We start from the raw sequence: 20,969 nt of genomic DNA on the forward strand, positions 1-20,969 counted from the left end.
GCACCCGCACCGGGCTCACCACTGGTACCGTGCGCTGGCGGTCACCGTGCGCGGATAGCCGTAATAGCACCAGGTGGCGCTGTTGCACGCGGAGATGTATTCCTTGCCGGCAAGGTTGCTGGCGTTGAGCTGCAGGCGCCACGGGCCATGGTCGTAATGCACCACGGCGTCGACCAGGGTGAACGAGGGCGTGTACCACTCGTTATAGATGTCACCGTAGATGCCGCCGTTGTAGCGCACGCCAGCGCCGAAACCCAGGCCGGCCAGCAGGCCCCGGGTGATGGTGTAGTCCGCGCCCAGCGATGCGATCTGCTCCGGCACCAGCGCCACGCGCTTGCCCAGTGACGCCAGGTCGGTGCTCTGCCGCACCTTGGCATCCAGGTATGTGTAGGAGCCATACACGCTCAGGCCCTGGCCGATGTTCCAGCGGCCTTCCAGTTCGCCGCCACGCACGCGGGTCTGTCCCTGCTGGATCGAATACAGGGCGTGTTCGGGATCGACGGTCAGGTTGTTTTCCTGGTCGATCTGGTAAACCGCCGCAGTCAACAGCACATTACCGTTGGCGGGCTGGTACTTCACCCCTGCCTCCAGCTGCTCGCCGGTGGTCGGCTTGAAGGCACTGCCGTTGAAGTCGGTGCCGATGGTGGTCTGGAACGATTGCGACCAGCTCACATATGGGGTCACGCCGTTGTCGAACAGATAGTTCACGCCGACGCGGCCGGAGAACCTGTCATCGCTCTGATGCTGGAATGAACCGGAATACCGTTCTCGGGTATCGGTGCCTACCCAGTCCTGGCGGCCAGCCAGGGTGACCAGCCAGCGGTCCAGGCGGATCTGGTCCTGCAGGTATACGCCCAACGTGCCCTGGGTCTGCAACTGGCGCGAGGTGTAATCCGGGATCTCCACCGGGGCGCCGTAGACCGGGTCGTACGCATCGATAGGCGGTGCGCCGAACAGGAACGCCGAAGCGTAATCGTCGCGGGAACGGCGGTAGTCCAGCCCGGCCAGCAGGGTGTGCTGGGCGATGCCGGTGTTGAACTGGAACGTCAGGTTGTTGTCGATGGCGAAGCTTTCGGACTTGTTCATGCGTGGGTAGTAGTAACGCACCAGTTCCGTACTGTCCGCGGCGGCCAGGCCGAACAGGCCCAGGGTGCCGGCGCTGGCGTCCACCTCGGCCCAGGTATAGCGCACGTTCTGGCGGAACACGGTGCCATCGCCGAAGTCATGGCCGAACTCATAGCCCAGCGACGAGGTTTCCTTGGTGTAGTCGTTCACACCCGGCTCGCCACCAAAGAAGTGGCGGGAGATGTAGCGGCCGTTGGCACCCGGTACCACGGTGCCCTCGTAAGGCAGGAAGCCGCCGGCTTCCACGGTATCGTTCTTCTGATAGCGGGCCAGCACGGTCAGCGTATTGGCTTCGTCCGGCGTCCAGGTGATGGCCGGGGCGAAGTAGTAGCGGTCATCGTGGACATGGTCGATGACGTTGTCGCTGTTGCGGGCCAGGCCAGTCAGGCGGTACAGCACGGTACCGCTGTCGTTGAGCCTGCCGCCGAGGTCGAACGCGGCCTGTCGCAGGGCATCGCTGCCGACCTGCAGTTCCACTTCCTGTGCCTGGTCGGCGCGTGGGCGCTTGCTGACGAAGTTGACCAGCCCACCCGGTGGCATCGCACCGTAGTTCACCGAGGCTGGGCCCTTCAGCACGTCGATGCGTTCAAGACCATACGGTTCGATCCGCGACTCGCCGGTCCAGGTGCCTTCCACGGAGGCCAGGCCGTCCAGGTAGCGCGCTGGTTTGAAGCCGCGTACCAGCAGCCAGTCGCTGCGCGTGTCGTCGCCATACTGGCCGCCCTGGGCACCGGCGGTGTACCACACCGCTTCCTCCACGCCATGGATGCCGCGGTCGCGCATCTGGCGGTCGGTGATGACCGAGATCGACTGCGGGATCTCGCGCAGCGCCGTCGCGGTCTTGGTCGCACTGCCACTGTCGGTGGCGATGGGAGCGGTTACCTGTACGGCGTCCAGTGTGCGGGCATCCTGCGCATGGGCGACGGCAGGCAGGGCGACAGCCAGCGCGAGGGCCAGCAGCGAGCGCGCTGTGTTCACGCGGTCGGACGGGGCCGGGGAAGGGAGGGCGGTCATCACGTCATCCTGGAAGGAGGGCACTTCCGCGCACCACGGCACGGTTTCATCTGAGTATGGTAATCATTGCCATTTGTGGCCGCCAGCGCCGGCCATTCACCTGCGGCCGGTGGCCGTAAGAGAGGGGCCCTCCCGGCCGCCCGATGCCCCGTGCCGGAGGAACCTTGGGCTTTGCCTGAGGTTGGTTTACTATCGGAAGCCTTATCTGTACGGAACAAGGTGGCCCGCGCCGTGCGCCGGCCGAGCGTGTGACATGAGCACTACCACCGCCCACTGCTGACCGTCCCCGAAGGCCCTTGACCAAGGCGCCTCGCGGCGCTTTTTTATTGCCCGGGCGCCGCCCCGGATCCGCTTCCCAGCCTGCCCGCGCAGGCCTCTGCACAAAGCCCACAGCGATGATCACGATCACCCTCCCCGACGGCAGCCGCCGTGAGTTCGAAAATCCCGTCAGTGTCATGGACGTCGCCCAGTCGATCGGCGCCGGCCTGGCCAAGGCCACCATCGCGGGTTCCGTCGATGGCGTGCTGGTCGATGCCAGCGATGTCATCGACCATGACGCGAGCCTGCGCATCATCACCGCCAAGGACGAGGAGGGCGTGGAGATCATCCGCCACTCCGCCGCCCACCTGGTCGGCCACGCGGTCAAGCAGTTGTACCCGGACGTCAAGATGGTGATCGGCCCGGTCATCGCCGAAGGCTTCTACTACGACATCTACTCCGAGCGCCCGTTTACGCCCGAGGACATGGTGGCGATTGAAAAGCGCATGGGCGAGCTGATCGCCCAGGACTACGACGTGGTCAAGAAGGTGACCCCGCGCGCGGAGGTCATCGAGATATTCAAGGCGCGTGGCGAGGACTACAAGCTGCGCCTGATCGATGACATGTCCGACGACATCCAGGCAATGGGCATGTATTACCACCAGGAATACGTGGACATGTGCCGTGGCCCGCACGTGCCGAACACGCGCTTCCTCAAGGCATTCAAGCTGACCCGCATCTCCGGCGCCTACTGGCGTGGCGATGCACAGAACGAACAGCTGCAGCGTATCTACGGCACCGCCTGGGCCGACAAGAAGCAGCTCGATGCGTACATCAAGCGTATCGAAGAAGCTGAAATGCGCGACCACCGCCGCATCGGCAGGCAGCAGGACCTGTTCCACCTGCAGGAAGAAGCGCCGGGCCTGGTGTTCTGGCACCCCAAGGGCTGGGCGTTGTGGCAGGTGGTGGAGCAGTACATGCGCCGCGTGTACCGCGACAGCGGCTACGGCGAAGTGCGCTGCCCGCAGATCCTGGACGTGTCGCTGTGGCAGAAGTCCGGTCACTGGGACAACTACAAGGAAAACATGTTCTTCACCGAGTCGGAGAAGCGCACCTACGCGGTCAAGCCGATGAACTGCCCGGGCCACGTCCAGGTGTTCAACCAGGGCCTGCACAGCTACCGCGACCTGCCCATCCGTTACGGCGAATTCGGCTCGTGCCACCGCAATGAGCCGTCCGGCGCGCTGCACGGCATCCTGCGCGTGCGCGGGTTCACCCAGGACGACGGCCACGTGTTCTGTACCGAAGGCCAGATCGAAGCGGAAGTGACCGCGTTCCACCAGCAGGCGCTGGCGGTGTACCAGCACTTTGGTTTCGAAGACATCCAGATCAAGATCGCGCTGCGCCCGGAATCGCGCCTGGGTGACGATGCGACCTGGGACAAGGCCGAAGCGGCGCTGCGTTCGGCGCTGTCCAGCTGCGGCGTGGAATGGCAGGAACTGCCGGGTGAAGGTGCGTTCTATGGCCCGAAAATCGAATACCACCTGAAGGATGCCATCGGCCGTACCTGGCAGCTGGGCACCATGCAGGTGGACTTCATGATGCCCGGTCGCCTCGGTGCCGAGTACGTGGACGAGAACAGCCAGAAGAAGCATCCGGTCATGCTGCACCGGGCCATCGTCGGCTCGATGGAGCGTTTCATCGGCATCCTGATCGAACACCACGCCGGCCAGTTCCCGACGTGGCTGGCGCCAACCCAGGTGGTGGTGGCCAATATCACCGACGCCCAGGCTGAATATGTCAGCGAAGTCCGGAAATCCCTTGCGGATCAAGGCTTCCGGGTCAGCGCCGATTTGCGTAACGAGAAGATCGGTTATAAGATTCGCGAGCACACGCTTCAACGCGTGCCGTACCTGTTGGTCATCGGTGACCGCGAAAAGGAAAACGGCGCCGTGGCGGTGCGTACGCGTTCCGGCGAAGACCTGGGCAGCATGAGTCTCCAGGCCTTCATTGAACGGCTGCAGGCCGAGGGCGCGTAATCAAAGGTCCGGCCCGTGCGCAAAGGCGCCCGGGCCGGTTCGACACCCTTGGGAGATTGCAATATCAGTACCCCTGACAACAAACAGAACCGCAAGAATCAGGAAATCCGTGTGCCGCGCGTCCGCGTGATCGGCAGCGATGGTGAAATGATTGGCGTGTTGACGCGAGACGAAGCGTTGTCCATGGCCGAAGACGAGGGCCTGGACCTGGTAGAGATCCAGCCGCAGGCCGATCCGCCGGTGTGCAAGATCATGGACTTCGGCAAGTTCAAGTTCGAAGCGCAGAAGAAGGCCAGCGAGGCCAAGAAGAAGAGCAAGCAGGTCGAGATCAAGGAAGTGAAGTTCCGTCCGGTCACGGACGAGGGCGACTACCAGATCAAGCTGCGCAAGATGCGCGGTTTCCTCGAAGAGGGCGACAAGATCAAGGTCAACATCCGCTTCCGTGGCCGTGAAATGAGCCATCAGGAGCTGGGCCGCGAAATGGCCGGCCGGATCGAAGCCGATCTGGGCGAAGACATCGTGATCGAATCCCGTCCGCGCCTGGAAGGCCGCCAGATGGTGATGATGATTGCACCGAAGAAGAAGACATAAGGCCTGACGGGCTGCCCTTCGTGGGCGCCTGGCGGCTGAACCTGTCACGGTAGAGGGGCGCCCAGGGCGCCTTTCTGCTTTTCCGGCATCCGGTGCAGGATCGGGCCATGTCCGGCGTGCGCCCTGTAGCGGTAGAAGCCGCCGGGCATGGCCCGGCGCTACACGGCATGGCCCGGCGCCGCAGAGGGGACGATGGGCCAGGGAGCGTTGCCTGGCGGCGGTTTCCCCTGTATGATTTCCGGCTCGACCCACCCAGGACGGGTCGTAAGCCGATCATGGCAGGACGGAAAGCGTGGCCCAGGCCACCGCCAGATCAGTCAGAAACCAGGGTCAAATCCCATCAAGGACATTGCAATGCCCAAGATCAAGACCAACCGGGCGGCGGCCAAGCGTTTCCGCAAGACCGCCTCGGGCAAGTATAAGTGCGGCCACGCCAACCGTAGCCACATCCTCACGAAGAAAGCGACCAAGCGGAAGCGTAACCTGCGCCAGACGAATCACGTCCGTGCAGAAGACGCCGGCCGTCTGGACCGCATGCTCCCTTACCTCTGAGGACTGAACCATGGCACGAGTAAAGCGTGGCGTACAGGCGCGTCGCCGCCACAAGAAAATCCTGACTCTGGCGAAGGGCTACTACAATGCCCGTCGCAAGGTCTTCCGCGTTGCCAAGCAGGCCGTCATCAAGGCACAGCAGTACGCCTATATCGGTCGTAAGCAGAAGAAGCGTAATTTCCGTTCGCTGTGGATCGTCCGCATCAATGCGGCCGCCCGCATCAACGGCCTGAGCTACAGCCGTTTCATGAACGGCCTGCTGAAGGCTGGCATCACCCTGGACCGCAAGGTGCTGGCAGACATTGCCGTGCACGACGCGGCCGGTTTTGCCGCGCTGGCCGAGAAGGCCAAGGGCGCACTGGCGGCATAAGTCCAATCCCCTGCCGTTGCCGTTCACGCGCAACGGCTGTGGGTAAGGCATGCATGGGGAAGGGCGCAAGTCCTTCCCCATTCTTTTTTGTGCGGTGGCCAGCGCGAGGCGCGGCGGCCGGACAGCGGTGGCGACGGGGGTCGGCCCTTCGCGCATCGCGATGGCAAACCCGACCTGAGGTTTCGTCGACCGATGAGTGACATCCAATCCCTGACCGCCCAGGCACTGGCCGACGTGGCCGCCGCGCAGAGTCCCGACGTGCTGGAGCAGCTGCGCGTGGCTCTGCTGGGCAAAAGTGGCAGCATCACCTCGCAGCTGAAGCAGCTCGGCGCCTTGCCGGCTGACCAGCGCAAGGCAGCCGGTGAAGCGATCAACCGTGCCCGTGACGCGCTGACCAGCGCGCTGGCCGAACGCAAGGCGGTGCTGGAAGATGCGGCCCTGGACGCGCGCCTGGCTGCCGAAGCCATCGACATCACCCTGCCGGGGCGTCGTGGTGGACGCGGCGGCCTGCACCCGGTGACCCGTACCCTGGAGCGCATCACCGAGATCTTCGGCCGCCTCGGTTACGAATTGTCCGAAGGCCCGGAGATCGAAGACGACTGGCACAACTTCGAGGCGTTGAACTTCCCGCCGCACCACCCTGCGCGCGCGATGCATGACACCTTCTATTTCGGTGACGGCCGCTTGCTGCGCACGCATACCTCTGGCGTGCAGGTGCGCTACATGGGCGAACACGCGCCGCCGCTGCGCATGATCGCCGCCGGCAAGGTCTATCGCAGCGACAGCGACCAGACCCATTCACCGATGTTCCACCAGGTCGAAGGCCTGCTGGTGGACGAGCATTCCAATTTCGCCGATCTCAAGGGCACGCTGTCCGAGTTCGTGCGTGCATTCTTCGAGCGCGATTTCGAAATGCGTTTCCGTCCCAGCTACTTCCCGTTCGTCGAACCCGGCGCGGAAGTGGACATCGCCTGGCAGCAGCCCGATGGCAGCACTCGCTGGCTGGAAGTGCTGGGCTGCGGCATGGTGCATCCGAACGTGCTGCGCAGCGTTGGCATCGATCCGGAGCGTTACACCGGCTTTGCCTTCGGGCTGGGCGTGGAGCGTTTTGCGATGCTGCGTTACGGCGTCAACGACCTGCGCGCATTCTTTGAAAACGACGTGCGCTTCCTGCGCCAGTTCGCATAAGTACCGGCTGTAGCGTCGGGCCCTGCCCGGCGGCTTCGATCATCAAGGCCCAGGCGCATGCGCCGGCCTCACCAGGGTGACCCAAAATGAAATTCTCCGAAAACTGGCTGCGCAGCCACGTCCCAACCACCGCTTCGCGCGATGAACTCAGCGCGGTGCTGACCGCGATCGGCCTGGAAGTGGAAGAGGTCGACGCGCTTGGCGCGGGCCTGGAACAGGTGGTGGTGGCGCGGATCGTTTCGGCGCAGCGCCATCCCGAAGCCGACCGCCTGCAGATCTGCCAGGTCGACGCAGGGCAGGGCGGACACCTGCAGATCGTCTGCGGTGCGCCGAACGCCCGCCCGGGCCTGGTCGCACCGCTCGCCCTGGTGGGCGCGCAGATCGGCACGCTGAAGATCGCGCCGGCCAAGCTGCGCGGCGTGGACTCCAACGGCATGCTGTGCTCGGCCAAGGAGCTGGGCCTGGACAGTGATGCTTCCGGCCTGTTCGAGCTGCCGGACGATGCACCGGTCGGTCAGTCGCTGGTCGACTACCTGGGCCTGCCCGACGCCAGCATCGAGATCAAGCTGACCCCCAACCGCGCCGACTGTTTCAGCGTGCGCGGCATCGCCTTCGACGTGGCTGCCGCCACCCGCAGCGATGTGGTGCCATTCGCCGCCGAAGCCGTGGCTGCCGTGGGCACGCGGGAACTGGCCATTGAACTCAATGCCGGGGCCGAGGCACCGCGTTACCTCGGGCGTGTCATCGAAGGCGTCGATGCTGCCGCGAAGACCCCGCTGTGGATGGCCGAGCGCCTGCGCCGCAGTGGCGTGCGCCCGGTGTCGTTGCTGGTGGACATCACCCAGTACGTGATGCTGGAGCTGGGCCAGCCCATGCATGCCTATGACCTGGGCACGCTGCAGGGCCCGGTCGGCGTGCGCCGTTCGCGCGGCGATGAGGCACTGAAGCTGCTGGATGGTCGCGATGCCGTGCTGGACGACAGTTTCCTGATGGTCACCGATGCCGATCGTCCGATCGGGCTGGCTGGCCTGATGGGGGGCTTCGACACCCGTGTCACCGATGCCACCACCGACGTGTTCCTGGAGGCCGCGCACTTCGCGCCTGCGGCGATCATGGGCCGGGGCCGCAAGCTGGGCCTGCATACCGATGCCGGCCACCGCTTCGAACGTGGCGTGGACCCGGCGCTGCCGCGGGCGGCCATCGAACATGCAACGGCCCTGGTACTGGAGCTGGCCGGCGGTACGCCTGCGCCGGTGACCGAGGCGGTGCGTGCCGGCGACCTGCCGCAGCCGGCCGTCATCGGCCTGCGCCGTGCGCGCATCAGCCGCGTGCTTGGCATCCAGATCGACGATGCTGAAATCGAGCGCATCCTGGGCGCGCTGGGCATGCAGGTGGCGTCCGCTGACGCGGGCTGGCAGGTCACCGCGCCGAGCCGCCGCTTCGACATCGCCATCGAGGAGGACCTGATCGAGGAGCTGGCGCGCATCCACGGTTATGACCGGATCCCGACGACGCTGCCGGGCGGGGCCGCGCGCGTGGCGATGCCCAGCGAAACCCGCCTGGAAGAGCTGAGCGTGCGTCGCCAGTTGCTGGCGCGCGAACTGCAGGAAACCCTCAATTTCGCCTTCGTCGATGCGCAGTTGCTGCAGCAGTGGCAGCTCAACGACAACCTGGTGCCGCTGGCCAATCCGCTGTCGGCCGAACTGGCGGTGATGCGCCCGGCGCTGCTGCCGGGCCTGGTCGCCACGCTGGGCCGCAACGTGGCCCGGCAGGCCGGCCGCGTGCGGCTGTTCGAGATCGGCCGCGCCTTCTCCGCGCAGGCCGGTGAGGGTGCGCCGGCGCCGCTGGAAACCCAGCGCGTGGCGGCGGTGGTGTGTGGCGATGCAGATGCCGAACAGTGGGGCGTGGGTGCGCGCAAGGTCGACTTCCATGACCTCAAGGGTGATCTTGAGGCGCTGGCGGCCGCCAGTGGCGCGATACTAGCGTTCCGTCCCTCCAGCCAGCCCTTCGGCCACCCGGCCCGTTCGGCCGATGTCTATCGCGGCGAGGTCCGCTTGGGCTGGATCGGCCAGATCCATCCGCGCCTGGCCAAGGCCATGGAGATCGACGTGGACGTGTACGGCCTGGAGCTGGACCTGGCACCGCTGGCTGCCCGCGAGCTGCCGCGCGCCACCGAACTGTCGCGTTACCCGGCGGTACGTCGCGATCTGGCCGTGCTGGCCCCGGACGCGGTGGCCTGGGCCGACCTGGCTGCGAGCGTGCGCCTGGCCGCCGGGCCGCTGCTGCGCGAGCTGAACCTGTTTGACCGTTATGTCGGCCAAGGGGTCGAGCCTGGCTTCAAGAGTCTCGCTATGGGCTTGATTTTGCAGGACAAGTCGCGCACTCTGACGGACCGCGACGTGGATGCGGTGGTGACCGAGGTGGTTGCCGCCATCGGGCGTGAACACCACGCCCGAATCCGCGGTTGAGCAGGCAGCACCCAGGGATAAGCAGGCGATGGCACTGACCAAGGCCGAGATGGCCGAAAAACTGTTCGACGAAGTAGGGCTGAACAAGCGTGAAGCCAAGGAATTCGTCGATGCGTTCTTCGATGTGCTGCGGGATGCCCTGGAGCAGGGACGCCAGGTGAAGCTGTCCGGCTTTGGTAATTTCGACCTGCGGCGCAAGAACCAGCGCCCGGGACGCAATCCGAAGACCGGTGAGGAAATCCCGATTTCGGCCCGTACGGTGGTCACTTTCCGCCCGGGCCAGAAGCTCAAGGAAAGGGTGGAGGCATATGCTGGATCCGGGCAGTAACCGAGAACTACCGCCGATTCCGGCCAAGCGATACTTCACCATCGGTGAGGTAAGCGAGCTGTGCGACGTCAAGCCGCACGTGCTGCGCTACTGGGAAACCGAATTCCCCAGCCTTGAGCCGGCCAAGCGCCGTGGCAACCGACGCTACTACCAACGCCACGACGTGCTGATGATCCGGCAGATCCGCAGCCTGCTGTACGAACAGGGTTACACCATCGGCGGGGCACGGCTGCGGTTGGATGGGCCGGATGCGCGCGAGGAAGCCGCGCTGAGCCAGCAGATCGTCAAGCAGGTGCGCATGGAACTGGAAGAAGTGCTGCAACTGCTTCGTCGCTGATCCTTTTTTCGCGTTGATCCGCTATACTTCACGGCCCGCTTCAACGGCGGGGCAATATCGCAGTCATTCGGGGCGTAGCGCAGCCTGGTAGCGCATCTGCCTGGGGGGCAGAGGGTCGTCGGTTCGAATCCGGCCGTCCCGACCACTGTGATCAACGATCAAGGCTCGTGCAGCAATGCGCGGGCCTTTTTCGTTCCAGCTTTCGGTGCGGCCTGCATCCGGGCATGCTCCGGCGAAGAATACGGCCGTAACCAGCGCGGAGAAGAGTGCCGGATGCGACTCAGGGTGCCGGGCTGGATTGCACTTGCCTCTTTGCAGCATGCGGCGGCGCAGCGCAAGTCTCATTCTTCATCGGACAGCAGTCACGTCCGTGCGGTAAGGTACGCCGTCAGAGCAGGTTGCGCGCTGCCGTCCCTGGACGCGGCGACGCACCGGCTGAAACGTACCACCAGCGTCACAACCTGAGAGCACGGTCCCCCATGAGCAATCCTCACACCTCCGCGGCGCCGCGCGCCACGGTCCCCGCCGATCTGCGGCGTTCGGTGTCCAACACCCTGAAAGGATCCGCCGGCAACCTTGTCGAGTGGTATGACGTCTACGTCTATTCGGTGTTTGCGAAATATTTTGAATCGCAGTTCTTTTCGGCCGATGACAAGAACTCCACGATGTATATCTGGGGCATCTTCGCCGCGACTTTCCTGATGCGCCCCATCGGCGCCTGGTATTTCGGCCGCTTCGCCGACCGTTACGGTCGACGACTGGCACTGACGGTGTCGGTCAGCGTGATGGCCGCCTGTTCGTTCATGGTTGCCATCACGCCGACTGCGGCGTCCATCGGCATCTGGGCCGCCGTGGTCCTGCTGATCGCACGCCTGGTGCAGGGGTTTGCGACCGGCGGCGAGTATGGAGCCAGCGCCACCTACATGTCCGAGGCGGCCGTGCCGGGGTGGCGCGGTTTCCTGTCGTCGTTCCATTACGTCACGCTGGTCGGCGGCCATGTGCTGGCGCAGGCGGTGCTGCTGGTGATGCTGCTGTCCTGGGATGCCACGCACGTGGCCGAATGGGGCTGGCGTGTCGCCTTCGGCATCGGCGGTGTCGGCGCGCTGGTGGTGTTCTGGCTGCGACGCACGATGGACGAATCACTGAGCGAAGATTCGATCGAAGCGGCGAAGGAAGGCAAGGCCAAGGCCAGCGGCTCGCTGCGCGAGCTGTTCGTCAACCAGTGGCGTCCGCTGCTGTTGTGCTTCCTGATCACTGCCGGCGGTACGGTGGCGTTCTACACCTACACCATCAACGGACCGAAGATGATCCAGACCGCCTTTGCGGGCGATGACGTGATCACCGGCACGCTGATCAACCTGGGCGTGCTGACCTTCCTGGTGCTGCTGCAGCCTTTGGGAGGGCTGATCTCTGATCGTATCGGACGCAAGAGCCTGCTGGTGTTCTTCGGCGTGGGCGGAGTGCTCTATACCTGGTACCTGATCGACGCCCTGCCCAAGGCGACCAGCGCCTGGTCGGCGTTCCTGATCCTCGCCATCGGCTTCGTCTTCCTGACCGGCTATACGTCCATCAATGCCGTGGTCAAGGCCGAACTGTTCCCCGCGCATGTACGCGCGCTCGGCGTGGGCCTGGGCTACGCGCTGGCGAACTCGTTGTTCGGCGGCACCGCACCGCTGCTGTACCAGGGGGCGCTGGCAACCGGCCGGGTCGATCAGTTCGTCATCTACATCACGGCAGTCATCGCCGTATCGCTGTTCGTGTACATCTTCTTCCTGAAGAACAAGGGGCCGAACTGGCTCGATGGCACGCGCAGCTGATCCATCCGCGATCGGTTTGGACGCAGGGCCCGCGCAGCGATGCGCGGGCCTTGTCGTTTCCGGCGCATGTTTGCCCATGATGCTGACGCGCCTTCCACGCGGCCTGCACCTTGCCGATGCTGGTAACCGCGCATTCTGTCAGGGCCCGCAGCCCCATGCGGCCGATTCGAACCGACTGGAGCACGCATGAACACACCCGGCAAGCCGAAACCGAGCTGGCGCCAGCGCCATTACCTGCTGATCGCGCTGGCCGTGGTGCTGGCGATCGTACTGATCACCCTGTTCGCGCCGTGGTGACGCTGGCCAGGCAGCTGCATGCCGGGCTTAGTGCGTGCTCGCCTTGGAGAACAGGTTGATGACCAGCACGCCAGCACAGATCAGCGCGATGCCAATCAATGCGGGTGCGTCCAGGCGCTGCTTGAAGACGAACAGGCCTATCAGTGAGATCAGCACGATGCCGACCCCCGACCAGATGGCGTAGGCGATGCCGGTCGGTATCGACTTCATGGTGATCGACAGCAGGTAGAAGCACACGGCATAGCTGAGCAGCGAGCCGGTTGCCGGCAGCCAGCGGGTCATGCCATCGGACGCCTTCAGCAGCGAGGTGCCGATGACCTCCAGCATGATCGCGGCAGCGAGGTAGACATAAGGGTTCATCCGGATCCGCCCATCATTGAATGTGGTGACGGGCCATGCCCGTTAGTGAATGGCGTGCCGCCAGGGCTCATCGAGTGCCGGTCATGTCAGTCTTCGACGGGGGCAAAGCGTGGGCGCACGCCATCGGTGGCGGCGATCGGTTCGACGAACATGGCATATGGACGAACCCACAGCCCTCCTTCGCCATACAGCGCCCGGTACAGGACCATCGGCTGCAGGGTCTCGCTGCTGCGCACCACGTCGAGCACTTCATACAGGCCGCCCTTGAAGTGGCGGTAACGGCCAGGTGGCAGGACGGGCAGGGCGGGCAGGTCGGACATGGGCATCACGCGGCGGGCAAAGGGACTGGGCAGCAGCCATTGTCCGGTACGTGGGGCGTATTGTCAGAACATTGCAGCGCGGATCACTTCCTCAACGAGGATCACGTAACTGGCGACGAAGTAAAATTTGATCAGCGAAGGTCGCCGGTACAGGAAGGTGCGCATGTGGAAGGGGCCCCCTTAGGTGTACATAGTGTGAAATGGAAGTGGCTTCGTGACAAGCGTCACGGAATGTGGGGGGTAAATCGACTCAGCGATGTGATGAAGTCGATGCCGCCCAGGCTGTGCCGGCGCGTGAAAAATCAGAAAACCCTGATGGAGCGTTGACGCAACTTCCTCTACTTTCAGCGAGGGCGGGGGCCATTGAAGCCAGAGGGTGGGCAAAGCGCGGGCGGCAGGGTTGCTGTCCGGCGTGACCATCTTCGTGGCATTCCGCCATCTCATGGAGAGAGTTGCTATGTTTATCCGCGTGCAGAGCGAAGAGCGCCATTGGCGCGTGCTGCATCCCGACCAGGCCGAGAGCATCGCCTTCCATGACGGTAACGCGGCGTTCGATTTTGCCGACGCGCTGGCGCGCGAATTCCATGCCCGTACCGGTGAACCCTGTGGCGTGCGGGTCGAGGTCAGTGACGCCTTCGTCGATACGGTCAGCTATGGCTGATCCCACGGCGGGAGGGTAGTGCCCATTCAGCAACGGCAAGGGTAGTTGAATCCCGGACGACTGCCAGAGGGTTTCCCTGCTGGGCGAACGTGCCTGGATAGGCGATGCTCGGCGCATCCCGCACCCTCAGGAAGACTGACGATGACCATGGACTCCCTCTTGTCGCACCGCCCGCTCTGGCTGTCCGCGCTGTGCCTTCCACTGCTGCTTGGCGCTGGCCTGGCCGGATCCGCCCAGGCCCAGTCGCGTGGCGATGGCCGCCACCATGACAATGGTTACAGCGGCGGCATCCACACCGTGCGCTGCGAATCCATCCGCAACCGCAGCAAGGAATGCCGCCTTGATGGGCGCGCGCGATTGGTGCGGCAGCTTTCCGGTGCGGCGTGCGTGGAAGGACGCAGTTGGGGGCAGTCGCGTGATGGCGTATGGGTCAACCATGGTTGCCGCGCGGAGTTCGTCGGGGAACAGCGTGGCCGTCCGTCGCGCCCCGTCCACGGCGGCGGTAATGGCTGGGGGTCAACGGGCCAGGTGGTGGACTGTGACTCCAACGACCGCCGCCAGCGTCGCTGCAACGTCACCATTCGCCGCGATGCGCGCCTGGTCCGGCAGAAGTCCGGTTCGCCCTGCATCGAAGGCCAGAGCTGGGGTTGGGACCGCAACGGGCTATGGGTCAGCAACGGCTGCCGTGGGCAGTTTCAGGTGCGTTGATCCATTCCGCCGGGAGGCATGGGTGGCTGTTTCGTGCCACTTCGTGCCTTGCAGTGCGCGGGCGGCGGTGACGGGCATGGCCCGTCACTACCCGGACGATCAGCCCGTGGCGCTGAGCGCGGTGTCACCCGGCAGCAGTTTCGGCCACCGCTTCAGCACTGCCGCGCGGATGCCGGCGGCATCGATGCCGGCTTCACTGAGCAGGTCCTCGCGGCTGGCATGGTGCTGGAAGGCATCGGGCAGGCCCAGGTGCAGGAATGGCTTCAGCACGTCCTCTGCACTCAACAGCTCTGCCACGCCCGAACCGGCGCCACCGGCCACCACGTTGTCTTCGATGGTCACCAGGGCATCGTGGCGCGCCGCCAGCTCCAGTACCAGCGTGCGGTCCAGCGGCTTGATGAAGCGCATGTTGACCACGGTCAGGCCCAGTGCGCGCCCCACCTCTTCGGCGGCTGGAACGGTGCTGCCGAAGGCCAGCAGTGCCACGCGGGTACCTTGCACGCGAACTTCGGCCTTGCCGATCGGCAAGGTGGACAGGTCGGTGCCGGCCGCCATGCCGGTGCCGCTGCCACGTGGATAGCGCACCGCTGCCGGACCCGGATGCTGCAGGCCGGTGCTGAGCATCTGTCGGCACTCGGCCTCGTTGGACGGTGCCATCACCAGCATGTTGGGGACGCAGCGCAGGTAGCTCAGGTCCAGGTTGCCGGCATGGGTCGCCCCGTCCGGCCCGACCACGCCGGCACGGTCGATGGCGAACAGGACATCCAGGCCCTGGATCGCCACGTCGTGCACCAACTGGTCGTAGGCGCGCTGCAGGAAGGTGGAATAGATCGCCACCACCGGTTTGGCCCCCTGCGTGGCCATGCCTGCGGCCAGGGTCACCGCGTGCTGCTCGGCGATGGCCACGTCGGAATAACGTTCGGGATATTCACGGCTGAAGCGCACCAGGCCGGAGCCTTCGCGCATTGCCGGGGTGATGCCATGCAGGCGTGGCTCGGCCGCAGCGGCATCGCACAACCAGTCACCGAAGACATCGGTGTAGGTCGGTTTTTTCGCGCCTCCCTTGGCCACCAGTCCCTTCACAGGGTCGAACGGGCCAACGGCGTGGTAGCCGATCTGGTCATCCTCGGCTGGCTCGTAGCCCTTGCCCTTGGTGGTCAGTACATGCAGCAGCTTGGGGCCCTTCAGCGTGCGCAGGGTCTTCAGCGTGGACAGCAGTGCGGGCATGTCGTGGCCATCGATGGGGCCGGTGTAATGGAACCCCATTTCTTCGAACATGGTGGAGGGCACGAACATGCCTTTCCAATGTTCTTCCCACCGTTTGACGAAGCGTGCGGGATTGTTCTTCTTGTCACCGAGGATCTTCTTCCCGCCCTCGCGCAGTGCGTTCAGGGTGCGACTGCCGGTAGCGCGGCCCAGCACCTTGGTCAGTCCGCCGACGGCCTCGGAGATCGACATGTTGTTGTCGTTGAGGATCACCAGCAGGTTCGGTTCCGGTTCCATGCCGCCGGCGTGCATCAATGCCTCGAACGCCATGCCGGCAGTCATCGCTCCGTCGCCGATCACCGCGACGATGCGGCGGTCGTCGCCCTCGCGCTGGCGGGCCATGGCCATGCCCAGCGCGGCGGAAATGGACGTGGACGAATGGCCTACGCCGAAGGTGTCGTACGCGCTTTCCTCGCGCTTGGGGAAGGGCGCCACGCCGTCCTTCTGCTTGACCGAATGGATTTCGTCGCGACGGCCGGTCAGGATCTTGTGCGGGTAGGTCTGGTGGCCCACGTCCCACACCAGCTGGTCGTGCGGGGTCTGGTAAAGATAGTGCAGCGCGACGGTGAGTTCGATCACGCCCAGGCCTGCGGCAAAGTGACCACCGCTGCGGCCGACCGATTCAATCAGGTAGGCGCGCAGTTCATCGGCGACCGCCCCCAGTTCGGATTCGTCGAACGTGCGCAGTTCATCCGGTGTCTGGATGCGCGAGAGGCGAGGATAGCGGGCAGGATCGATCATCATGTTCGTACTTGTGCTGACCGTCTATTTTCGCGCCCAATGCGGGGTGGAGCAAGCAGACCCCGACACGCGTGATCGCGCGGTGATCGTGCGCGGCAGCGGGATCAGGCCGAAAGCTTGGAACGTTTCGGCAATTGCGCCTTCAGGAAGGCCATCTGGTCGGCCAGGATGTTGCGGTTGGACAGGATCAGGTGTTCGATCCAGCTTGGGCGGAAAGGCACGGCCAGCAAGGGCATGCCGGCCTGCTGCGGGGTGCGGTTGCTCTTGCGCGAGTTGCAGTGGAAGCAGGCGGTGACCACGTTTTCCCAGCAGTCCAGCCCGCCTTTGGACAGCGGTTTGACATGATCCCGGGTCAGGACCGGGCGGGAAAACTGTTGCCCGCAGTACAGGCACAGGTGCGCATCGCGCGCGAACAGCGCGGCGTTGGTCAGGTTCGGGGTAGGGTCCGGGGCCCGTGAACGGGCGTGGCCACGCGTGGCGATGATCGGGTGCAGGTCCAGGCCGCTGCGCAGGCCGCTGGCGCGGTTGGTTCCACCGTGGATATGCAGGCAAGGGTCGCCGAGGGTCCAGGCCACCGCACCGCGTGCATACAGGCAGGAAGCGTCCTGCCAGTTGATCCAGTCCAGGACGCGACCGTGGGCGTCCAGTGACAGCAGCCGGACAGTGCCGGGACGATGCAGCGGGCTGGCAAAGGGCGACGATATGGCGTCCAGAGCAGATGGCGCAGCTCCGGTATCGATCAGACCCAAGCGTGTAGTGTCTGTCTCCATCGGGAAAACAGCTTATACCTGAATCATTGCGATTTGGGTATCGCCAAAGGCGGCGACACCCGAATCGCAATGATTCAGGTCCGCGCATTCCACCTTATCCCCGCGCCTTCGGCGCGCCCCCTTGAACAACAAGGGGGCTTTTCTCCAGAGGGATCTGGGTGGGTATCGCCAAAGGCGGCGACACCCAAATCACAATGATTCAGGTCCGCGCATTCCACCTTATCCCCGCGCCTTCGGCGCGCCCCCTTGAACAACAAGGGGGCTTTTCTCCAGAAGGATCTGGGTGGGTATCGCCAAAGGCGGCGACACCCGAATCGCAATGATTCAGGTCCGCGCATTCTTCCTTATCCCCGCGCCTTCGGCGCGCCCCCTTGAACAACAAGGGGGCTTTTCTCCAGAGGGATCTGGGTGGGTATCGCCAAAGGCGGCGACACCCGAATCGCAATGATTCAGGTCCGCACATTCTTCCTAATCCCCCGCCATCCCGCAGGAAGCCAGCTGTTGCTATTGCTCCAGCTGTTGCCCCTGCGGGTGCCGGGCGCAGCCCGGCTTAGGCGCCGAAGCGGGCGTCGTCCATCGCCATCAGCGATCCGGCGCCGGCCTGGATGGCGGCCGCATGGGCCAGCGTGCGCGGCAGCACGCGGGCGAAGTAGAAGCGCGCCGTCTCCCGCTTGGCCTGCTTGAATGCAGCCGTCTGCGCGCTGGCATCGGCCGCGGCCACGCTGCGTGCCCACCAGTACGCCAGGACCACGTAGCCGGAATAGAACAGGTAGTCATGGCTGGCCGCGCCCAGTTCGTCCGGGTTGCCGGCTGCGCGTTGCAGCACGTCCAGGGTCAGCTTGCCCCACTCGGCGGCCTTGGCGCGCAGCGGGACGATGAATTCGGACAGCCCTTCTTCGCCTTCGTGGGCCTTGGCGAACGCCTCGATCTCGGCCAGCAGCAGCTTCAGCCCGGCGCCCTGGCTGGAGGCGGTCTTGCGGCCTATCAGGTCCAGCGCCTGGATGCCCGTGGTGCCTTCATACAGGGTGGTGATGCGGGCATCGCGCGCCAGCTGCTCCATGCCGTGTTCGCGGATGTAGCCGTGGCCGCCAAAGCACTGGAGGGCGTTGTAGGTGTTCTCGATACCCCACTCGGTCTGGCAGGCCTTGGAGATCGGGGTCAGGAAGCTCACCAGGGTGTCGGCGCGCTCACGCTCGGCCGCGTCGGTGGAGGCGTGCGCGATATCGATCAGCGTGGCCGCATGCAGGGCAAGCAGGCGGCTGCCTTCGACCAGCGACTTGATGGTCAGCAGCATGCGACGTACGTCCGGATGCACCAGGATCGGGTCGGCCGGCTTGTCGGGGAACTTCGCGCCGCTGAGCGAGCGCGACTGCAGCCGCTCTCGGGAATACGCCAGCGCGTTCTGGTAAGCGCGTTCGGACAGGCCGATGCCCTGCAGGCCGACACCCAGGCGCGCGGTATTCATCATGGTGAACATGGCCTGCAGGCCCTTGTGTGGCTGGCCAACCAGGTAGCCTTCGGCGCCATCGAAGTTCATCACGCAGGTGACCGAGCCCTTGATGCCCATCTTGTGCTCGATGGATCCGCAGCGCAGCGCATTGCGCTCGCCTACCTTGCCTTCGCGGTCGACCTTGAACTTCGGGGTCACGAACAGCGAGATGCCCTTCGCTCCCGGCGGCGCATCGGGCAGTTTGGCCAGCACCAGGTGGACGATGTTGTCGGTGAGGTCATGCTCGCCAGCGGTGATGAAGATCTTGGTGCCGGTGATGGAATGGCTGCCGTCGGGATTTGGCTCGGCCTTGGTCTTCAGCAGCCCCAGGTCGGTGCCGCAGTGCGGTTCGGTCAGGCACATGGTCCCGGTCCAGCGGCCGTCGATCAGCGGCTTGAGGAACGCTTCGTGCTGCCAGGCCTCGCCGTGCTGCTTCAGGGCCTCGATGGCGCCGTGCGACAGCAGCGGAAAGTTGCCCCAGGCCAGGTTGGCGGCATTGATCATTTCATTGAGCGGCACGCCGAGGGTGTGCGGCAGCCCCTGTCCGCCGACCTCCGGCGCAGCGGTCAGGCCGGTCCAGCCGCCTTCGACGAACTGCTCGTAGGCCTGTTTGAAGCCGGGCGGGGTGGTGACCTCGCCGCTGGCCTGGTCCAGCACGCAGCCGACTTCGTCGCCGACACTGTTCAGTGGCGCCAGCACCGATGCGCTGAAGCGGCCAGCTTCTTCCAGCACGGCATCGACCACGTCGGCCGTGGCATCGGTGAAGCCCAGGCGGGCGAACAACGGTTCGACCTTCAGCACGTCATGCAGGGCGAAGCGCAGGTCGGAAAGCGGGGCGGAATAGCTGCTCATCGTGAAGCGTCTCGATCAGGGGCGGGGAGGGCGACGGGCAAGGCCGGCGGTGGGTGCGCCTCAGCGCAGCACGCCGGGCAGGCCCGGGGCATGGTTGAGGTTGCTGCGGTTCTTGACCTGGAAGGTGCGTTGCTTCTTGTCTTCCGGCGTTGCCGACACCGAGCCTTCCAGCGTATAGGCCAGGGTGTGGTTGTCAGCCAGTGCGCCGGCAACCACCAGGCGGGCCTCGGCGCTGGGCTGCAGTTGCAGTTCGATCACATCGGCCGATACGCCGCTGATGGACACGCCCGGCTTGGCGGCCAGGGTGCCGGCGGCGGCATCGCCGATGGTCAGGGTCAGCGCCAGGTCGTCGAAACGCATCGGCATCGAGCTGAAGTTCTGCAGCCGCAGTGCCACCTTCCAGCTGCCGTCGGCGTTGACGGTGAGCTGTTGCAGGCTGGTGGCGGGTTCGGAAACGCGCTTGACCACGCCTTCGCCGCAGGCAGCCAGGGCGAGGACGGACAGGACGATCAGGGCAGAGCGGAAGCGGCGGAGCATGGGCGCAGTTCCTCGCGGAAGAGAGTGCGTGGGATGAAAGATACTACGGCGTATGGTGTCGTGAACAGGCGGGTTGCCTGAACGCCAAGATTAACGTGGCGAGATGACCGCTGGCTGGCCGTGGGGTGCCGTCAGGGGGGGGGGGCGGGAAACGACCGGCAGGGCAGGGCCATGCCCTGTTGCAGGTGCCGATCAGTCGACCGGCGCCATCACCCGCAGCGGGGCCAGGTCGTACCCCATGGCTTCGGCCTGTGTCTTCAGCGTTTCCAGCTGCGCGCGCGGCATGCTCGGTGAGCGCGACAGGATCCACAGGTACCTGCGGTCAGGTTCGCCGACCATCGCCCACTGGTATTCCGGATCCAGTGCGATCACCCAGTAGTCGGCCCAGACCAGCGGAACCCATGACAACCAGTCCGGTGCGAAACGCACCTGCAACTGGCCTGGCTGGCCGCTTACCGGCCGTGCGACACCTTCGGCCTGGAGGCGGCTGCCGTCCTGGATGCGGCAACGGTTGAGCACGCTGATCCGTCCATCGCTGCGCAGGCTGTAGGTGGCGGTGATGTCGCCCACGCACTTCTTCTGGAACGACACGGGGAGATGGGCGATTTCATGCCATTGGCCGGCGTAGCGGTCCATGTCCAGGGCATCCACTGCACGCACCGGTCCGGCGGCATGTCCGGCAGCCGATGCGCCCAGCAGCAGGCCGAACGCGAGCGGGCGAAGCAGGGTGGGGAAGGCAGGCATGGCATGTGCCTCCAGCAGTGGGCAGGCGTCGAGCTTAGGCGCTGGCGCACGAATGCGCACCTGCGGTGCGCAGGCCGGTGTGCAAGGCGACAGCTGCGGCCGTGGACTCCCCCGCCACGCAGGTATCGCAGGAATCG

At 65.0% G+C, this 20,969-nt stretch carries 19 protein-coding genes and 1 tRNA gene; 12 read left to right on the top strand and 8 right to left on the bottom strand.

Annotation, left to right across the window (positions count from 1 at the left end):
- Positions 1-15 precede the first annotated feature (15 nt).
- Entirely contained in the window at positions 16-2,139 is a 2,124-nt protein-coding gene (locus H4O11_RS11880; protein ID WP_182339640.1) for a TonB-dependent siderophore receptor, read from the bottom strand.
- Positions 2,140-2,534: 395 nt separating this feature from the next.
- Between H4O11_RS11880 and thrS the strand changes: the two genes are divergently transcribed.
- The 10 genes from thrS to H4O11_RS11930 all read left to right on the top strand — a co-directional run bounded on the left by thrS (position 2,535) and on the right by H4O11_RS11930 (position 12,087).
- Positions 2,535-4,436: a threonine--tRNA ligase gene (gene thrS / locus H4O11_RS11885; RefSeq protein ID WP_182339641.1), complete on the top strand. Its 1,902-nt coding sequence runs from the start codon at positions 2,535-2,537 to the stop codon at positions 4,434-4,436.
- A gap of 48 nt (positions 4,437-4,484) precedes the next feature.
- A complete protein-coding gene (infC, locus tag H4O11_RS11890; RefSeq protein ID WP_182339642.1) occupies positions 4,485-5,027 on the top strand; it encodes a translation initiation factor IF-3 in 543 nt (180 codons plus the stop codon).
- A 354-nt stretch (positions 5,028-5,381) separates the two neighbouring features.
- Entirely contained in the window at positions 5,382-5,579 is a 198-nt protein-coding gene (rpmI, locus tag H4O11_RS11895) for a 50S ribosomal protein L35 (RefSeq protein ID WP_002811096.1), read from the top strand.
- 10 nt (positions 5,580-5,589) lie between these two features.
- Positions 5,590-5,949, top strand: a complete 360-nt coding sequence (gene rplT / locus H4O11_RS11900; RefSeq protein ID WP_182339643.1) for a 50S ribosomal protein L20 — start codon at positions 5,590-5,592, stop codon at positions 5,947-5,949.
- A gap of 192 nt (positions 5,950-6,141) precedes the next feature.
- Positions 6,142-7,137: a phenylalanine--tRNA ligase subunit alpha gene (pheS, locus tag H4O11_RS11905; RefSeq protein WP_182339644.1), complete on the top strand. Its 996-nt coding sequence runs from the start codon at positions 6,142-6,144 to the stop codon at positions 7,135-7,137.
- Between the two features lie 86 nt (positions 7,138-7,223).
- Positions 7,224-9,605: a phenylalanine--tRNA ligase subunit beta gene (gene pheT / locus H4O11_RS11910; RefSeq protein ID WP_182339645.1), complete on the top strand. Its 2,382-nt coding sequence runs from the start codon at positions 7,224-7,226 to the stop codon at positions 9,603-9,605.
- 28 nt (positions 9,606-9,633) lie between these two features.
- Entirely contained in the window at positions 9,634-9,933 is a 300-nt protein-coding gene (locus tag H4O11_RS11915) for an integration host factor subunit alpha (RefSeq protein WP_182339646.1), read from the top strand.
- Positions 9,914-10,270: a MerR family transcriptional regulator gene (locus H4O11_RS11920; RefSeq protein ID WP_182339647.1), complete on the top strand. Its 357-nt coding sequence runs from the start codon at positions 9,914-9,916 to the stop codon at positions 10,268-10,270. The genes H4O11_RS11915 and H4O11_RS11920 overlap by 20 nt, the downstream gene beginning before the upstream one ends.
- Before the next feature lie 68 nt (positions 10,271-10,338).
- Positions 10,339-10,415 (top strand) — tRNA-Pro (locus H4O11_RS11925).
- A 334-nt stretch (positions 10,416-10,749) separates the two neighbouring features.
- Positions 10,750-12,087: an MFS transporter gene (locus H4O11_RS11930; protein WP_182339648.1), complete on the top strand. Its 1,338-nt coding sequence runs from the start codon at positions 10,750-10,752 to the stop codon at positions 12,085-12,087.
- Positions 12,088-12,411: 324 nt separating this feature from the next.
- Here H4O11_RS11930 and H4O11_RS11935 read toward each other — a convergent pair whose 3' ends face one another.
- Both H4O11_RS11935 and H4O11_RS11940 read right to left on the bottom strand, forming a co-directional pair.
- Positions 12,412-12,744, bottom strand: coding sequence for an SMR family transporter (locus tag H4O11_RS11935; RefSeq protein ID WP_182339649.1), 333 nt, complete (start codon positions 12,742-12,744; stop codon positions 12,412-12,414).
- An 86-nt stretch (positions 12,745-12,830) separates the two neighbouring features.
- Complete coding sequence (locus H4O11_RS11940) at positions 12,831-13,064, bottom strand: DUF1653 domain-containing protein (RefSeq protein WP_182339650.1); 234 nt, start codon at positions 13,062-13,064, stop codon at positions 12,831-12,833.
- Positions 13,065-13,521: 457 nt separating this feature from the next.
- Between H4O11_RS11940 and H4O11_RS11945 the strand changes: the two genes are divergently transcribed.
- A complete protein-coding gene (locus tag H4O11_RS11945) occupies positions 13,522-13,725 on the top strand; it encodes a hypothetical protein (RefSeq protein WP_182339651.1) in 204 nt (67 codons plus the stop codon).
- Positions 13,726-13,872: 147 nt separating this feature from the next.
- The gene (locus H4O11_RS11950; protein ID WP_182339731.1) at positions 13,873-14,433 is read left to right on the top strand and encodes a DUF3011 domain-containing protein; all 561 of its coding nucleotides are present in this window, start codon (positions 13,873-13,875) and stop codon (positions 14,431-14,433) included.
- Between the two features lie 99 nt (positions 14,434-14,532).
- Here the strand turns inward: H4O11_RS11950 and dxs are convergent, their stop codons facing one another.
- The 5 genes from dxs to H4O11_RS11975 form a co-directional block, all read right to left on the bottom strand.
- Positions 14,533-16,440, bottom strand: a complete 1,908-nt coding sequence (dxs, locus tag H4O11_RS11955; protein WP_182339732.1) for a 1-deoxy-D-xylulose-5-phosphate synthase — start codon at positions 16,438-16,440, stop codon at positions 14,533-14,535.
- Between the two features lie 104 nt (positions 16,441-16,544).
- Positions 16,545-17,210 (bottom strand): HNH endonuclease, encoded by a 666-nt coding sequence (locus tag H4O11_RS11960; protein ID WP_182339652.1) that lies wholly within the window; start codon positions 17,208-17,210, stop codon positions 16,545-16,547.
- A gap of 550 nt (positions 17,211-17,760) precedes the next feature.
- Positions 17,761-19,551: an acyl-CoA dehydrogenase C-terminal domain-containing protein gene (locus tag H4O11_RS11965; RefSeq protein WP_182339653.1), complete on the bottom strand. Its 1,791-nt coding sequence runs from the start codon at positions 19,549-19,551 to the stop codon at positions 17,761-17,763.
- Positions 19,552-19,611: 60 nt separating this feature from the next.
- A complete protein-coding gene (locus tag H4O11_RS11970; RefSeq protein WP_182339654.1) occupies positions 19,612-20,088 on the bottom strand; it encodes an LEA/WHy family protein in 477 nt (158 codons plus the stop codon).
- 192 nt (positions 20,089-20,280) lie between these two features.
- Entirely contained in the window at positions 20,281-20,832 is a 552-nt protein-coding gene (locus H4O11_RS11975) for a lipocalin family protein (RefSeq protein ID WP_182339655.1), read from the bottom strand.
- Positions 20,833-20,969 lie beyond the last annotated feature (137 nt).

The organism is Stenotrophomonas tumulicola (genome assembly GCF_014117215.1).
In the GTDB taxonomy this organism is placed as follows: domain Bacteria; phylum Pseudomonadota; class Gammaproteobacteria; order Xanthomonadales; family Xanthomonadaceae; genus Stenotrophomonas; species Stenotrophomonas tumulicola.

What these genes read in the sequence shown, in the direction of transcription:
- H4O11_RS11880 (WP_182339640.1), bottom strand. Translation starts at nt 2,139, where the DNA reads ATGACCGCCCTCCCTTCCCCGGCCCCGTCCGACCGCGTGAACACAGCG.
- thrS (WP_182339641.1), top strand. Translation starts at nt 2,535, where the DNA reads ATGATCACGATCACCCTCCCCGACGGCAGCCGCCGTGAGTTCGAAAAT.
- rpmI (WP_002811096.1), top strand. Translation starts at nt 5,382, where the DNA reads ATGCCCAAGATCAAGACCAACCGGGCGGCGGCCAAGCGTTTCCGCAAG.
- rplT (WP_182339643.1), top strand. Translation starts at nt 5,590, where the DNA reads ATGGCACGAGTAAAGCGTGGCGTACAGGCGCGTCGCCGCCACAAGAAA.
- pheS (WP_182339644.1), top strand. Translation starts at nt 6,142, where the DNA reads ATGAGTGACATCCAATCCCTGACCGCCCAGGCACTGGCCGACGTGGCC.
- pheT (WP_182339645.1), top strand. Translation starts at nt 7,224, where the DNA reads ATGAAATTCTCCGAAAACTGGCTGCGCAGCCACGTCCCAACCACCGCT.
- H4O11_RS11915 (WP_182339646.1), top strand. Translation starts at nt 9,634, where the DNA reads ATGGCACTGACCAAGGCCGAGATGGCCGAAAAACTGTTCGACGAAGTA.
- H4O11_RS11920 (WP_182339647.1), top strand. Translation starts at nt 9,914, where the DNA reads ATGCTGGATCCGGGCAGTAACCGAGAACTACCGCCGATTCCGGCCAAG.
- H4O11_RS11930 (WP_182339648.1), top strand. Translation starts at nt 10,750, where the DNA reads ATGAGCAATCCTCACACCTCCGCGGCGCCGCGCGCCACGGTCCCCGCC.
- H4O11_RS11935 (WP_182339649.1), bottom strand. Translation starts at nt 12,744, where the DNA reads ATGAACCCTTATGTCTACCTCGCTGCCGCGATCATGCTGGAGGTCATC.
- H4O11_RS11940 (WP_182339650.1), bottom strand. Translation starts at nt 13,064, where the DNA reads ATGTCCGACCTGCCCGCCCTGCCCGTCCTGCCACCTGGCCGTTACCGC.
- H4O11_RS11945 (WP_182339651.1), top strand. Translation starts at nt 13,522, where the DNA reads ATGTTTATCCGCGTGCAGAGCGAAGAGCGCCATTGGCGCGTGCTGCAT.
- H4O11_RS11950 (WP_182339731.1), top strand. Translation starts at nt 13,873, where the DNA reads ATGGACTCCCTCTTGTCGCACCGCCCGCTCTGGCTGTCCGCGCTGTGC.
- dxs (WP_182339732.1), bottom strand. Translation starts at nt 16,440, where the DNA reads ATGATCGATCCTGCCCGCTATCCTCGCCTCTCGCGCATCCAGACACCG.
- H4O11_RS11960 (WP_182339652.1), bottom strand. Translation starts at nt 17,210, where the DNA reads ATGGAGACAGACACTACACGCTTGGGTCTGATCGATACCGGAGCTGCG.
- H4O11_RS11965 (WP_182339653.1), bottom strand. Translation starts at nt 19,551, where the DNA reads ATGAGCAGCTATTCCGCCCCGCTTTCCGACCTGCGCTTCGCCCTGCAT.
- H4O11_RS11970 (WP_182339654.1), bottom strand. Translation starts at nt 20,088, where the DNA reads ATGCTCCGCCGCTTCCGCTCTGCCCTGATCGTCCTGTCCGTCCTCGCC.
- H4O11_RS11975 (WP_182339655.1), bottom strand. Translation starts at nt 20,832, where the DNA reads ATGCCTGCCTTCCCCACCCTGCTTCGCCCGCTCGCGTTCGGCCTGCTG.